The following is a 12,598-nucleotide window of genomic DNA, read 5'->3' as shown; positions in this document are numbered from 1 at the left end:
TTCCTTACAAGTCACAGGCAAGCGGTTGCCCCCATTTATCGCCATGCACCAGCTCCTTCAACGGCAGCCGGGAACGCCAGCCTTTGGCTTCAAGCTCCGGCTGATCTAAAAACTCATTCACATAGCCAAGGCAAAGATACGCCAGCGGATACACATGTTCAGGCAATTTCAACGCCGCGCTTAGCTGCTCTTGGTCGAGAATACTCACCCAGCCAACGCCAATACCCTCCGCCCGCGCCGCCAGCCAAAGATTTTGTACTGCTAAGCAGGTACTAAACAGGTCGGTATCGACAATGCTATTGCGCCCCAGCACATGGGGGCCGCCCCGGGTTCGGTCACAGGTAATGCAGAGATTGAGCGGGCTTTCCAGAATGCCTTGCAGTTTAAGGCTGCGGTAATGCTCTTTACGTTCGCCTTCAAAGCGCTCGGCGGCCTTCTGGTTCTCCTGCTTGAACATCGCCAACACCGTCTCCCTGACGCTACGACTTTCAATCACGATGAAATCCCAGGGCTGCATAAATCCCACAGAAGGCGCGTGATGTGCTGCCTCCAAAAGACGGGCCAGCACATCAGAGGGGATCCGGTCGGGCAAAAACTGCGAACGCACATCGCGCCGCTCGTGTATGGCGCGGTAAACGCCGCGTCGTTCCGTCTCGGTAAAAGCGTTATTACAGGTACTCATATATGAGCCAAGCCTTGTTATGAGGGCATCGATACGCCCGCCAGGGTCGCTTCCGGCAGGCGGGCAAAGCACTTCAACATACCCTAGAGCGGCATGATTGATAAAACTCAATCACAAAAACGGTCTTTAGCTTCCCTCGTGGGTAGGCACGGCGCTTATCAAGTTCATCTACCAGCACTACTAGGCAATTCTGCACTTCCCTCCGAACAGCGAGAAGTGCCTTCATGATCGGCCCTGCAACTGACGCCATGACGCTAAAGCGGGTTTCAACATATCGATATGCGGTATGCCATCTTCATCATAGGTATCACTGACGGCTTCAAATCCGAAAGACGCATAAAAGGCGGTTAGATAAACCTGCGCACCAATCTTGATGCCCAGGCCAGGATAAGTCTGTTCAGTGAAACGAATCGCTTCATTCATTAACGCACGCCCATACTGGCGTTCACGAAAGGCTTTGAGGGTCATCACCCGGCCAATCGAGGGCTCGGCAAACTTGTCGCCAGGTCCCACCAGACGGACATAAGCGGCCAATTGCCCGTCTTCGGTGGCCAGGAGGTGCCAGGCGAGCGTGTCCAGCTCGTCCACTTCCTGATAAGCACACTGCTGTTCCACCACAAACACAGACTCTCGCGCTTTGACAGCCTCATAAAAATCGCGCGTGCTGAGCTCATCGAACCGCGACCAGCGAAAATGTAAGGTCATACTGGTTAACTCCCACTTAAGGCGTTATTTTTTAAGCGCCAAGTGTACAGAAGATTGGAGTGCTGAGCCTTTATCAAGGCGTCAAGAAAAGCGGCCTACCGGCTGGACAGCATGCTGGGGATTCAATTGGCGGCACGTCATGGGACGGGCATTGCGGTACTACTCTACTATCTCGGCGATACCGATGAAGCGCTACTCAGGCTCAGCGAGCCTATCGACGCGCTGATGATTCAGCTCTGGCTGATCACCCATCCAGATTTGCGTCATGTAGCTAGAGTGCGCGCGTTTATGGAGGCGATCACGGAGGGTCTGCGTGGACAATAATCGCCAGGCCTAGTGCCTGATCGGCGGATCTAGTGACAGCACGGTTCGGTGGCAAGCGCTACCACTCTTGCTCAAACCCCGACAGAAACTGCTTCAGCAACTCATCCAGTTGCTGACGTTGTTCTTCAGTTATCCCACTTACCAGTTGCGCCTGTGTCTCTACATGGGCAGCCACCGCTTCATCGATCAAATCAAAGCCGCGTTGTGATAGAGAGATCAGAAAACCACGCCCGTCTTCTGGGTTTTTGACTCGTTCGATCAATCCTGCCTTTTCCAGTAGGTTGATGCGGTGAGTCATGGTGCCTGAAGTCACCATGGTGGATGCCATCAGATCGCTCGGTGATAGCGCATAGGGCGCTCCCTCTCGGCGTAACGTTGCTAGCACATCAAAGCTCGCATCCGTCAGACCATATTTCGCCCAGGTCTTCTCCATTGCGCGCATTAATGCGTGATTAAGCCGTTTGACCCGCCCGATGGTACCCATCGGTGCTACATCGAGGTCAGGCCGCTCCTGCCGCCACTGTTTGAGAATGTTGTCTACATGATCCATAAGCGTATTTTGCGCTTAATTACCTTGACGTCAAGATTAATCACACATAACTTGATATCAAGATACTTTCAAAAACGGTATGAATGAGAACATCGCTAATGACATCATCAAGCACTACCTGCACGCACTCACGCAAAAGAGCTTGGCTTGCCCCACTGGTGTATCTGTTATCCGGTGGTGCCTTGCTGGGTCTATCGACTAATTTGGCAAAACTTGCTGGTGACATTCAGTTACCGGCGCTCGCCTTTCTATTTTGGTCAATTTCAGGGGCGGCGCTTATTCTGTTAGCACTCGCGGCCTTCCGCGGCAATCTGCCGCCGGTAAACGTTCGCACCGTTGAGTATTACGCTATTTCAGGTCTGCTGGGCGTAGCGGGTGCCAACCTGCTTTTTTTCTCAGCTATTCCCCATGTGGGTGCGGGGTTCGTGGCATTAATCATCACTCTGCCACCGCTACTCACCTACATCGGCGCATTAGCATTAAAAATGGAGCGGTTTCAGGTGTTGCGTGCGACGGGGGTTATATCAGCCCTCGCGGGGGCCGTCACCCTGGCTTTCCATAAGCTGTCTGCGCCTGATGCCAATTACCTCTGGATTCTCCTCGCTTTAATTGGTCCCGTTCTGCTGGCTATCGGCAACCTCTACCGAACCTTACGCTGGCCAGAAGGCGTATCCAGCGATGCGTTGGCGCCGGGGATGCTTATCGCAGCGGCCATCATTCTACTCAGCGTGGGGTTTCTGCCGGGCTTCTCACTGAGCGTTCCGGCAGAACGTTCCCTGCCGTTCTTGCTGATTGCACTCCAGGCGATGGTCTTCGCAGGCCAGTTCTTACTGCTCTTCCTGCTACAGAAAAGCGGCGGCCCGGTGTTTCTGAGCCTATTGGGTTCCGTCGGTGCCGTGGTGGGCGTTCCGGTCGCCATATTGTTGCAAGGAGAAACTGCTCCCGAAGGCTTACTGCTTGGCACCCTATTAATTGGAGCAGGAATTACCCTGCTCAATATTGGTAAAGCGAAGCAGGCGCCTGATAAAGCAGCCTAATCGAGGGGAGCTAAGCGAGTGGGTGATGATCATGGCAGGACGCCACGGAGAGGAGATCACAAGAGCCTTTATATGAACCTGCTTGTACGGCTACAGAATGCGACGTTCCATGGCGTGCATTCCCTTTGCGGTTTTCAATATCCTAAACCCCATGCGCTGGTATAAAGCGATGGCTGGGTTGATACAAAACACACGCAGCCGAAGTAAGCGGATGCCCGACTGTTGGACGATTTCCTCCGTGTAGCGGATTGCCGCTGTACCTAAGCCTTGACGCTGCCACTTCTGATCAATTTGTAACTCTCGAATATAATAAGCGGCTTCATCGTGATTTATGCATAACAACCCTACTGGGCTAGCGTTAATAACTAATTCGTAACTGTCTAACTCATCCCATTGTTTATCAAACAGGGCTGTATCCCAGCGCATATCTAACTGTTTATAGTAGCCGGACATATTTTGGCGAATTAATTGTTCCGCGAACGCCTTGTCGTTAGTAGCCCGAATAATAGGTGTCATATCTCGAATCCTTGTGCTGCTTTCACGGGCTTGCAGCAAGAAGTGCAGTGTTAGCTTGGGCTATTTCATACTGACTAAACACGTGCACACCATGTTCCCGGAGCAGTGCGGCAGTTACTCCCATACCCGGTATTTGTTTACCAGAGAAACTGCCGTCATAAATAGCGGTGCTTCCGCATGAGGGGCTGAACTCAGCAAGCACTGCGATATCAATATCGAATTTACGGCACAGGTTCAAAGCGATAGAGGCACCTGCTAAAAATTCATTGGTCACCTTGCCTCCATCGTTTTCGATAACATCGACCTCACCGTTTAAAACGCCCTTACCACTGCCCTTGAAAATCTCCGCGGGCGGCCTGGGAATACTCATCCCCGCCTCAACTTCGGGGCAAACAGAAACGATTCGGCCTTCAGAGCGCCATTGCTCAACGATCTGATCATCCACGGAAAGGGCGCCACCATCATAGCGAACCTTTTTACCCAAGAGACAGGCGCTCATTAATACTTTTCTCAAATCACCGCTCCAATTAATGCAAAACGCCAAGGCATTGCCTTGGCATTTTATTTTACTGCTTAACTTATCCCCTACCCCAACTGAAACGGGTAAACAGGCCCGATCTTGAGCAACTGGGTGAGCTCATCCAGTGCGGCAAGTGACTCTTCCGCCAGCTGTGGGTCGGCGAGATCGTCAGGGGTTAGGCGGTCGCGGTAGTGGCGATTCACCCAGGCAGTAAGGTCATCATAAAGCCCATCGTTGAGCAGCACGCGGCCAGAGAGCGCAGCACGTTCTGCTTCAGACAAAACGACACGAAGACGCAGACAAGCAGGGCCGCCGCCGTTGCGCATGCTCTGCTTGACGTCTTTAACGATCACCTCGCCGATGGGGTTATTGCCCGCCAGGATGAGATCCTGAATCGTCCGCCAGACTGCTTCCCGCTCCTGGCACTCGCCGGGCACCACCAGCGTCATGGTGCCGTCCGGATTAGAGAGCAGTTGGGAGTTGAAGAGATACGAGGCCACCGCGTCTTCCATGCTCACAGCCTCGACCGGCACGCGCACAGGAATCAGCGGTGCGTTCATTTTGGCACGCAATTCATCGAGCGTGCCCTCTTCATCCAGAAAAGCCATTGCGTGGTAGAGCAGCACGGGGCCGTTGCCCACCGCGATGACATCGTTATGGAACACGCCAGCATCGATGGCATCCGGGTGTTGCTGGGCAAACACCGTTTGCGCCTCTGTTAACCCGTGCTGGCGGGCCACCGCCTGGCTGGCTTCCAGCGTTTGCCGGGCGGGGTAGCGCTGGGGTTCGCGCTCACCACTACGCACGTCGCCAAACGCCTGACGGCCGTACACGAACAGGTGCACGCCCGGCTCACCGTATTCGCCGCACAGGCGGGTGTGATTGGCCGCACCCTCATCGGCAAAGGCTGGGGTGGCGGGCAGCACCGGGTGGTGGGCGAAGTGCTGGTCGTCGCGGAAGATCGCTTGCAGCACACGCCCCGTGGTTTGCGGTTCCAAATAGCGGTGAAAGCTGGATTGTAGATTCGCTGGCGTGAAGTGTACCCGTCGATCAGGTACATCGAGGCTTGGCGTGATGGTGCCTGCATTCGCCGTCCACATACTGGACGCGGAGCAGACCGCCCGCAGGAGCTGCGGGGCATCTTTGGCGGCGCGGGCCAGCACTTCGCTGTTGCTACCGCTAAAGCCCAAATCGCGCAGTGCGCCAATATCGGGGCGCTGTTGGGGTGGCAGCACACCCTGGGCGTAGCCTGCGTCCATCAGCGACTTCATCTTGACCAGCCCCTGTAGCGCGCCCTCCTTGGGATTGGAGAGCAGGCCACCGTGGCTCATCGAAGCGACGTTACCGACTGCCAGCCCCGAGTAATTATGGGTAGGGCCAACCAAACCGTCGAAGTTGACTTCCCTGATATGGCTGAAGGCACTGCCGTTCATAGACTCACTCCTGGTGGCAGGGTTTCAGGCATCTCCAAGGTGTCGGCTTCCATGGAAGCAACCGGATAAGCGCAGTAGTCTGCCGCGTAATAGGCGCTAGGGCGATGGTTGCCGCTATCACCCACGCCACCGAAGGGTGCATCGCCGGAAGCGCCAGTGGTCTGGCGGTTCCAGTTGACGATGCCTGCGCGAATGCGCAGCAGGAAGTCGTCCCAATCGGCTTGCTCGCCGCCAATCAACCCGGCAGAGAGCCCGTAGCGGGTGTTGTTGGCAAGCGCTAGTGCCTCATCCCAATCGCGATAGCGATGGATTTTCAGCAGCGGTCCGAAGTGCTCCTCGTCGGGAACGTCCAGGCCCGTCACATCAATCAGCGCGGGGCTTAATAGGCTGGTGTTATCTTGCAGGCGCTGCATGCGATTGATCACCGTACCCCCCATGGACTCCAGCGCCTCTTGTGCATTGAGCAAGCCATCCGCCGCCGCGACGCTGACCAAACCACCATAGAATGGCGTTGGGTTCTCTTCGAACTGGCCCGCCACGTGCAGTTTGGTGATCGCTTCGGAAAGCGCATCAATCAATCGATCGCCCACGGCGCCTTCCGGCACCATCAAACGGCGAGCGCAAGTGCAGCGCTGGCCGCCGGATAGAAACGCCGACTGCAGAATAGTCAGAACGGCGGCGCGCTGATCGTCAACATCCTTCACTACCAGCGGATTATTACCGCCCAACTCAAGCGCTAGCACTTTATTCATTTGTCCAGCAAATTGCTGATGCAACATTCCGCCCACTTTGGCACTGCCGGTAAATAGCAGTCCATCAATATCAGGGTTACCCGCCAGAGCTTGGCCGACCTCCACGCCACCCTGCACCAGATTGATTACGCCAGCAGGTAGCCCGGCCTCCAGCCAGCACTGCAAGGTTAAGTCGGCGGTCAGTGGGGTTTGATCGCTGGGCTTGAAAACGACGGTGTTACCCGCCAATAACGCGGGCACCATATGACCGTTGGGTAGGTGGCCAGGAAAGTTATAGGGGCCGAAGACCGCCATCACGCCATGGGGGCGGTGGCGCAGTACGGCTTTTGCATTGCCCACCGCTTTTTCCCGCTCCCCGGTGCGTTCGTTATAAGCTTTGAGTGAGAGCGCTACTTTACCTACCATCGCGCCTGCTTCGGTGCGCGCTTCCCAGAGCGGTTTTCCAGTTTCTGAGGCAATGGCCACGGCTAGCTCTTCACCGCGCTCTTTTAATACCTCGACAAAGCGCTCAACGAGCGCTTGGCGCGCGGATAAGGGCTTACGCGCCCAACCTGGGAAGGCTCCCCGGGCGGCCTTTACCGCCGCACCTACCTGTTCCGCGCTGGCCGTCGCTGCTTGCCATAACGGCTGGCCGGAAACGGGATCATGCTTGCTCAACGACGCTGCGTCGCCTGCTACCCAGGCGCCATTGATAAGTTGTTGCTGTTGGGCGTGCATAAAACTCTCCTGTAAACGTCGCCTAGGTGTCGAGTAGCCGCAGATAATCGCCGGTAGTGACATTCAAGCGCTGCGCTTCGGCGTTGCTAAGCACAATGGTATTGTCATCAGTGGGGGCACGGCCTATCCAACTGGCGGTAAAGCTGAGCATATCAGTGGTGGCGGCCAACCAACGGCTAACGCTCTCCTCGCTGGCAGCGGCGGATACTTCAACCTGGCAGAGCCGTGAATTACGGATAGCGCGCACATCGTCAATGTAGGCTTCCACCGTGGGTCCGCCGTCGAAAATATCGATATAGCCTTCCCAGCGCAGCCCTTCTTTCTTAAGCATTTCCAAGGCCGGACGAGTATGGCGATGCACCTGTCCAATGCAGGCGCGCGCCTCTTCAGCCATAAACGTAGTGTAGATGGGGAACTTGGGCATTAACTCGCCGATAAAGCTCTTCTGCCCCAGCCCGGTTAACCGGTCGGCTTCATTGAAATCCATGGGGAAGAAGTGCTTGCCCAGGCTCTCCCAGAAAGGGCTCGTATTACTTTCATCGAACACACCGCGCATTTCCGCCAACACTTTGTCGGGGAAACGGTCGCGAAACTGGGCGATAAACAGCCAGCGCGCTTTGGAGAGCAGTGCGCCGTTGCGCAAATGGCGATTGGCCTCACCACGATACTCTGGGCGCAAAAATAGCGAGCACACTTCGGCGTCGCCGGTGTGGTCTGAACTTAAAAACAGCGTATCGATGGTGCGGTGTAAATCCAGTTGGATGGAGGAGTGTGCCAAAGTGCCCAGCCGATAATTGTAAAACGGCACTTCTCGCCCCACCTGGCCTTCAATGGCACAGCAACCGGCAAGTTCACCGCTGACTTCATCTTCCAGTACAAAGAAGTAGAGCCGGTCATCCACCGGAGTGCGCTCTTCAAAGGCACTGGCGGCGGCTTCTATCTTACCGGCCAGAAACTCGCGGTTATCCGGCAGCGAGGTAAACCCTACCCCGGCCTGCTGCGCAAGCGCCTGAAGCCCATCCAAATCATCGCGGGCAATGGGTCGAATGCGCATTACATTTCTCCTTCATCGAGCGCGTCCACCGCGGTCGGTAACGTTAACGGCGCAGCCAGCACCGCTCGCCCTTCCGAAACGCCCAGCCGCTCGGCGTGCTCCGCCGAGAGCATCAACTGGCCCGTCGGCGACAACGCATAACGCGCGACGATACAGCGGAAACCCCCCAGCTTCTGGTTGGCAATCATCGCCGGTTCGGCATCGGGCAAGGCGTGTTCGGGGCGAATGCGCACCGGGTGCCAAGCCGCCCGGCGAAAGGTTTCCAGCCGGTCGCGCTCAGCTTTAACAATCGGCCCGGCGTCAAAAATATCCACATGGCGCGAACGCACAAAGCCTTCCGCCAACATCTCTTCCAGCGCCTCTTCATGGGCGGGGTGCTCACGGCCAATCGCGGCCCTCGCTTGGGGCGTTAACAGCGGCAGGTAGAGTGGGAATTGGGGCATTACTTCGGCGATAAAGCTTTTCGAGCGCACGCCTGCAATGTGGTTGATGTCCTGGAAGCTGCGGGCGAAAAAGTGTCTGCCGACGCTCTCCCAGAACGGCGATTCGCCACGGGTATCCAAATAGCCCGGAAACGCTACCGCTAGAATGCGCGAAAAGCGCTCCGGATACTGGGCAATAAACATCAATCGCGCACGGCGCAGCAGGTTTTCGGCACTGGTACCCTTATAGCGGGGGTTGAGCGAAAAAGCGCACAGCAGTGTGGCGTCCGACACTTCGTGGGAAAGCGCCAATGTCTGGACCTCACGACGCACATTCAACTGCTGTGAAGCGTGAATCAGCGTTTCCTGACGATAAGTGTAATAAGCCTCATTGGCACCGGCCTGGGCGCGGATAGTGGCCGTTCCCAGCACTTCATCGCGGCTATCGTCGGCTAACACAAAGGTGTAGTGCTCGTTTTCAGGAAACTCAACCTCGCCATTAAAAGCCTCTTGGGAGCGCGCGATGCGCTCCTGAAGCCGTTCGCGATTTGCCGGCAAATTGGTAAGCTTAGGCACTGCATGCTCAGCTAATTGCTCTAGTGCGTTGAGATCAGTCGCTCTAACGGGTCGAACTACCAACATCGGCGGCGCCCCCTCTATTAATGCAGCACGTTGCTCATTCATGCTTGAGTAACTAACCGCTCGATCGCGCGCTCTAGACGGGCCATGCCCTCGGCGATATCCGCTTCGGGGATCACCAGCGAAGGCACCATGCGCAGCACGTTCGGCCCGGCAATTAGCGCCATCAAGCCTTCTTCAATAGCAAGCGGCAGAATATCTTTGGCGCGGCCCTCGTACGCATCGGACATCTGAGCGCCTATCAGCAGTCCCATACCGCGGATTTCTTTAAACACGCTGTGCTTGCGATTGATGGTTTCTAAATGTTCACGGAACAGGTCGTGACGCTTTTTAACGCCATCCAGCACGTTAGGGGTATCGATAAACTCGACGGCCGCCAGCGCCACGGCAGAAGCCAACGCATTGCCACCATAGGTAGAACCATGAGTGCCGACGACCAACGACTTAGCAACCGTATCGGTGGCCAACATGGCGCCAATAGGGAAACCACCGCCCAGCGACTTGGCGCTGGTCAGGATATCCGGCGTAATGCCGTAGTTCTTGTAAGCGTAGAGTTCACCGCTACGACCAACGCCGGTCTGCACCTCGTCAAAAATCAACAGCGCGTTATGTTCGTCACACAGATCGCGCAGGCCCTGGAGAAATTCTTGTGTCGCGGGCACGATGCCGCCTTCGCCCTGCATGGGCTCGACCATGATTGCGCAGGTGTCGTCGCCTATTAGCGCGCGCACACTTTCCAGGTCGTTGTAGTTGGCGTGCTGAATACCGCCCGGCACCGGACCAAAGCCCTGAGAGTACTTCGGCTGACCACCGACGCTCACGGTGAAAAAGGTGCGGCCGTGAAAGGATTGGTAAAACGAGATGATCTTATCTTTCTGTTCGCCATGATTATCCACCGCCCAACGACGTGCCAGCTTTAGCGCGGCTTCGTTGGCTTCACCGCCGGAGGAGCACAAAAACACCTTATCAGCAAAGGTACGTTCAACCAGCGTCTTGGCCAGATTAAGCGCTGGCTCGTTGGTAAATACGTTAGACAGGTGCCACAGCTTTTCGCCCTGCTCTTTTAGTGCATTCACCAGCACCGGATGACAGTGACCCAGGGAGTTAACGGCAATACCCCCGGCAAAATCGATATATTCACGGCCCTGTTGATCCCACAAGCGGCTACCTTCGCCGCGCACGGGAATAACCTGCTGCGGGGAATAGTTAGGCGTCATGTAGTGGTCGTAATCTTGACGGCTTGGGGTATGGCTCATGGGACGCTATCTCCAGTGGAGGAAGGGAATGAAAACAGTATAAGACGCCAACGTGGTCAACTGCTTTCAGCAATGAGACGGCAAATTATGAATAGCGGCGCTTGTGCCGCCGCGCTAATGCCTTGAAGAACGCTATAAGCACCCCATAGTTATTAGCAAGCGATAACGTCATGCTTGCATAGAGAATCGCGAGGTACTGACACTTAGGAAGAGAGGAGTACAACGTATGCAGATTGATCTAAGCGGCAAACACGCCATTATTACCGGTTCAACCGCCGGCATCGGTTTTGCAATTGCACAAGGACTCGCCAATGCTGGCGGCGATGTGGTCGTGACCGGACGCACCCAGGCGCGAGTTGACAAGGCCATTGCCACGATTAAGCAAGAGGCCCCCAACGTCAACGTAGAAGGCGTGGCAGTTGATCTCGGCACCGCTGAGGGTTGTCAAACACTGATTGAACAGCAACCTAATGCGGATATCTTGATCAATAACGTCGGCATTTTTGGCCCTCAAGACTTTTTCGAGGTCGATGACGCCACTTGGCAGCAGTTTTTTGATATTAACATCATGAGTGCAGTGCGCCTTTCGCGCCATTATGCCCAGGGAATGCGCGAGCGCGACTGGGGCCGTATTCAGTTTATCTCCAGCGAATCGGGTATTAACATCCCCACTGAAATGGTGCATTACGGCATGACCAAATCGGCGCTGCTGTCTGTTTCACGGGGATTGGCTAAAGCACTTAGCGGCACCCAGGTGACCGTTAACGCTATTTTGCCAGGGCCGACGCGCTCTGAAGGGGTGCTGAGTATGATTGGTGAAATGGCTGAAAAAGAAGGTATTTCACAGCAGGAGATGGAAGCACGTTTCGTCAAAGAGAACCGCCCTTCCTCTATCATCCAGCGTTTAGCCACACCTGAAGAAGTGGCCAGCATGAGTGTGTATGCTGCCTCTCCCCAAGCCAGCGCGACAACGGGCGCAGCATTGCGTGTAGAAGGCGGTATTGTCGATACCTTAACCTGAGCCCTCTAATCTTATCTTTCTAATCATACCTTTCTAATTTAGGCGCTCTTCTCTTGGCGTCATGCCAAAGTGATTACGGTAGGCGGTAGAAAAGTGAGCGCCCGACGAAAAGCCAGTGGCAAAGGCAATATCGCCTACCGGTCGATCACTATCGCGCAACTGCTTGCGGGCTTCCTGTAAGCGTAAATCAAGATAGTAGCGGCTTGGCACTGCCTGTAGGTATTTTTTGAATAGTCGCTCTAACTGACGCCGGGAAATTCCCAAGTGCTCGGCCAACTCCAGCGTCGAGAGGGGCTCCTCAATATTCGCCTCCATTAATGTGACAGCATCCACCAAGCTTTGCGGGGCATGGCCTAAGCGGGTACGCAGCGGCACATGCTGACGTTCGTCCGCTAGGCGAATGCGATCACACACAAACTGCTCAGACACCTGCTCCGCCAAGCGTGCACCATGATGCTGCCCGATTAATGTGAGCATTAGATCCATCGCAGCGGTACCGCCTGCACAGGTCAGCCTGTCACGATCGATTTCAAATAGCTGCTGAGAAAGCGTTACTTGCGGATAGGCCTGGATAAAGGCCTCAAATCGCTGCCACGGCAGCGTGGCACGATAGCCTTCCAGCAAGCCACAGCGCGCCAATACTTCCGTGCCCCCTGCCAAACCACCCAACGCCACGCCACGCCCCTGATGCCCTCGCAGCCATTCGTTTAACTTCGCTGGAAGCGTGTAAGGCAGTGGCGTAGGGGCGCATATTAATAACAGATCAAGCGGGCCTAGCGCAGTACTTAGCGCATGCTGAGCAATCAATGAAAGCTGCGCGCCACTGCGCACAGGCTCATCGCTGAGGCTTAATGTAACGGTGTGGTAAAGCATTTGCCCGCTCAGCTGGTTAGCCATTTGCAGCGGTTCTAACGCGCTGGCGTGCGTCAGCAAGGAAAACCCAGGCAACAGCATAAACGCTACCCGCCGA

General features: G+C 55.6%; 14 protein-coding genes. 3 read left to right on the top strand and 11 right to left on the bottom strand.

Annotated elements, in window-relative coordinates; genetic code table 11:
- Positions 1-4: 4 nt before the first annotated feature.
- Both bluB and ACUVOF_RS06935 read right to left on the bottom strand, forming a co-directional pair.
- A complete protein-coding gene (gene bluB, locus ACUVOF_RS06940) occupies positions 5-682 on the bottom strand; it encodes a 5,6-dimethylbenzimidazole synthase (protein ID WP_447043634.1) in 678 nt (225 codons plus the stop codon).
- A 222-nt stretch (positions 683-904) separates the two neighbouring features.
- Positions 905-1,387 (bottom strand): GNAT family N-acetyltransferase, encoded by a 483-nt coding sequence (locus ACUVOF_RS06935; protein ID WP_447043633.1) that lies wholly within the window; start codon positions 1,385-1,387, stop codon positions 905-907.
- A gap of 72 nt (positions 1,388-1,459) precedes the next feature.
- Between ACUVOF_RS06935 and ACUVOF_RS06930 the strand changes: the two genes are divergently transcribed.
- Positions 1,460-1,711 (top strand): LysR substrate-binding domain-containing protein, encoded by a 252-nt coding sequence (locus ACUVOF_RS06930; RefSeq protein WP_447043798.1) that lies wholly within the window; start codon positions 1,460-1,462, stop codon positions 1,709-1,711.
- A 58-nt stretch (positions 1,712-1,769) separates the two neighbouring features.
- Here the strand turns inward: ACUVOF_RS06930 and ACUVOF_RS06925 are convergent, their stop codons facing one another.
- The gene (locus ACUVOF_RS06925) at positions 1,770-2,261 is read right to left on the bottom strand and encodes a MarR family winged helix-turn-helix transcriptional regulator (RefSeq protein WP_447043632.1); all 492 of its coding nucleotides are present in this window, start codon (positions 2,259-2,261) and stop codon (positions 1,770-1,772) included.
- A 98-nt stretch (positions 2,262-2,359) separates the two neighbouring features.
- On the opposite strand from ACUVOF_RS06925, the gene ACUVOF_RS06920 reads away from it, so the two are divergent.
- A complete protein-coding gene (locus tag ACUVOF_RS06920) occupies positions 2,360-3,298 on the top strand; it encodes an EamA family transporter (RefSeq protein ID WP_447043631.1) in 939 nt (312 codons plus the stop codon).
- Between the two features lie 90 nt (positions 3,299-3,388).
- Here the strand turns inward: ACUVOF_RS06920 and ACUVOF_RS06915 are convergent, their stop codons facing one another.
- From ACUVOF_RS06915 to ACUVOF_RS06885, 7 genes are all read right to left on the bottom strand, one after another.
- Positions 3,389-3,814 (bottom strand): GNAT family N-acetyltransferase, encoded by a 426-nt coding sequence (locus ACUVOF_RS06915; RefSeq protein ID WP_447043630.1) that lies wholly within the window; start codon positions 3,812-3,814, stop codon positions 3,389-3,391.
- Between the two features lie 22 nt (positions 3,815-3,836).
- Complete coding sequence (locus tag ACUVOF_RS06910) at positions 3,837-4,313, bottom strand: DUF523 domain-containing protein (protein WP_447043797.1); 477 nt, start codon at positions 4,311-4,313, stop codon at positions 3,837-3,839.
- An 86-nt stretch (positions 4,314-4,399) separates the two neighbouring features.
- Positions 4,400-5,767, bottom strand: coding sequence for an N-succinylarginine dihydrolase (astB, locus tag ACUVOF_RS06905; protein WP_447043629.1), 1,368 nt, complete (start codon positions 5,765-5,767; stop codon positions 4,400-4,402).
- The gene (astD, locus tag ACUVOF_RS06900; protein WP_447043628.1) at positions 5,764-7,236 is read right to left on the bottom strand and encodes a succinylglutamate-semialdehyde dehydrogenase; all 1,473 of its coding nucleotides are present in this window, start codon (positions 7,234-7,236) and stop codon (positions 5,764-5,766) included. The genes astB and astD overlap by 4 nt, the downstream gene beginning before the upstream one ends.
- Positions 7,237-7,258: 22 nt before the next feature.
- Complete coding sequence (gene astA / locus ACUVOF_RS06895; RefSeq protein ID WP_113269899.1) at positions 7,259-8,290, bottom strand: arginine N-succinyltransferase; 1,032 nt, start codon at positions 8,288-8,290, stop codon at positions 7,259-7,261.
- Entirely contained in the window at positions 8,290-9,354 is a 1,065-nt protein-coding gene (locus ACUVOF_RS06890; RefSeq protein WP_447043796.1) for an arginine N-succinyltransferase, read from the bottom strand. Before ACUVOF_RS06890 ends, astA begins: the two co-directional genes overlap by 1 nt.
- A 38-nt stretch (positions 9,355-9,392) precedes the next feature.
- Positions 9,393-10,607: an aspartate aminotransferase family protein gene (locus ACUVOF_RS06885; RefSeq protein ID WP_447043627.1), complete on the bottom strand. Its 1,215-nt coding sequence runs from the start codon at positions 10,605-10,607 to the stop codon at positions 9,393-9,395.
- A gap of 226 nt (positions 10,608-10,833) precedes the next feature.
- Here ACUVOF_RS06885 and ACUVOF_RS06880 point away from each other — a divergent pair, with 226 nt between their 5' ends.
- A complete protein-coding gene (locus ACUVOF_RS06880; RefSeq protein WP_447043626.1) occupies positions 10,834-11,628 on the top strand; it encodes an SDR family NAD(P)-dependent oxidoreductase in 795 nt (264 codons plus the stop codon).
- 33 nt (positions 11,629-11,661) lie between these two features.
- Here ACUVOF_RS06880 and ACUVOF_RS06875 read toward each other — a convergent pair whose 3' ends face one another.
- Complete coding sequence (locus tag ACUVOF_RS06875) at positions 11,662-12,582, bottom strand: GlxA family transcriptional regulator (RefSeq protein WP_447043625.1); 921 nt, start codon at positions 12,580-12,582, stop codon at positions 11,662-11,664.
- Between the last annotated feature and the right edge of the window lie 16 nt (positions 12,583-12,598).

The organism is Vreelandella sp. H-I2, assembly GCF_052959335.1.
This window is presented reverse-complemented; position numbering and strand designations above follow the sequence as displayed.

Bases quoted from the DNA above. Each gene is read 5' to 3' on its own strand.
- ACUVOF_RS06915 (WP_447043630.1), bottom strand. From the start codon at position 3,814: ATGACACCTATTATTCGGGCTACTAACGACAAGGCGTTCGCGGAACAA.
- ACUVOF_RS06875 (WP_447043625.1), bottom strand. From the start codon at position 12,582: ATGCTGTTGCCTGGGTTTTCCTTGCTGACGCACGCCAGCGCGTTAGAA.
- ACUVOF_RS06890 (WP_447043796.1), bottom strand. From the start codon at position 9,354: ATGTTGGTAGTTCGACCCGTTAGAGCGACTGATCTCAACGCACTAGAG.
- ACUVOF_RS06880 (WP_447043626.1), top strand. From the start codon at position 10,834: ATGCAGATTGATCTAAGCGGCAAACACGCCATTATTACCGGTTCAACC.
- ACUVOF_RS06925 (WP_447043632.1), bottom strand. From the start codon at position 2,261: ATGGATCATGTAGACAACATTCTCAAACAGTGGCGGCAGGAGCGGCCT.
- bluB (WP_447043634.1), bottom strand. From the start codon at position 682: ATGAGTACCTGTAATAACGCTTTTACCGAGACGGAACGACGCGGCGTT.
- ACUVOF_RS06910 (WP_447043797.1), bottom strand. From the start codon at position 4,313: ATGAGCGCCTGTCTCTTGGGTAAAAAGGTTCGCTATGATGGTGGCGCC.
- ACUVOF_RS06885 (WP_447043627.1), bottom strand. From the start codon at position 10,607: ATGAGCCATACCCCAAGCCGTCAAGATTACGACCACTACATGACGCCT.
- astD (WP_447043628.1), bottom strand. From the start codon at position 7,236: ATGCACGCCCAACAGCAACAACTTATCAATGGCGCCTGGGTAGCAGGC.
- ACUVOF_RS06920 (WP_447043631.1), top strand. From the start codon at position 2,360: ATGACATCATCAAGCACTACCTGCACGCACTCACGCAAAAGAGCTTGG.
- ACUVOF_RS06935 (WP_447043633.1), bottom strand. From the start codon at position 1,387: ATGACCTTACATTTTCGCTGGTCGCGGTTCGATGAGCTCAGCACGCGC.
- astA (WP_113269899.1), bottom strand. From the start codon at position 8,290: ATGCGCATTCGACCCATTGCCCGCGATGATTTGGATGGGCTTCAGGCG.
- astB (WP_447043629.1), bottom strand. From the start codon at position 5,767: ATGAACGGCAGTGCCTTCAGCCATATCAGGGAAGTCAACTTCGACGGT.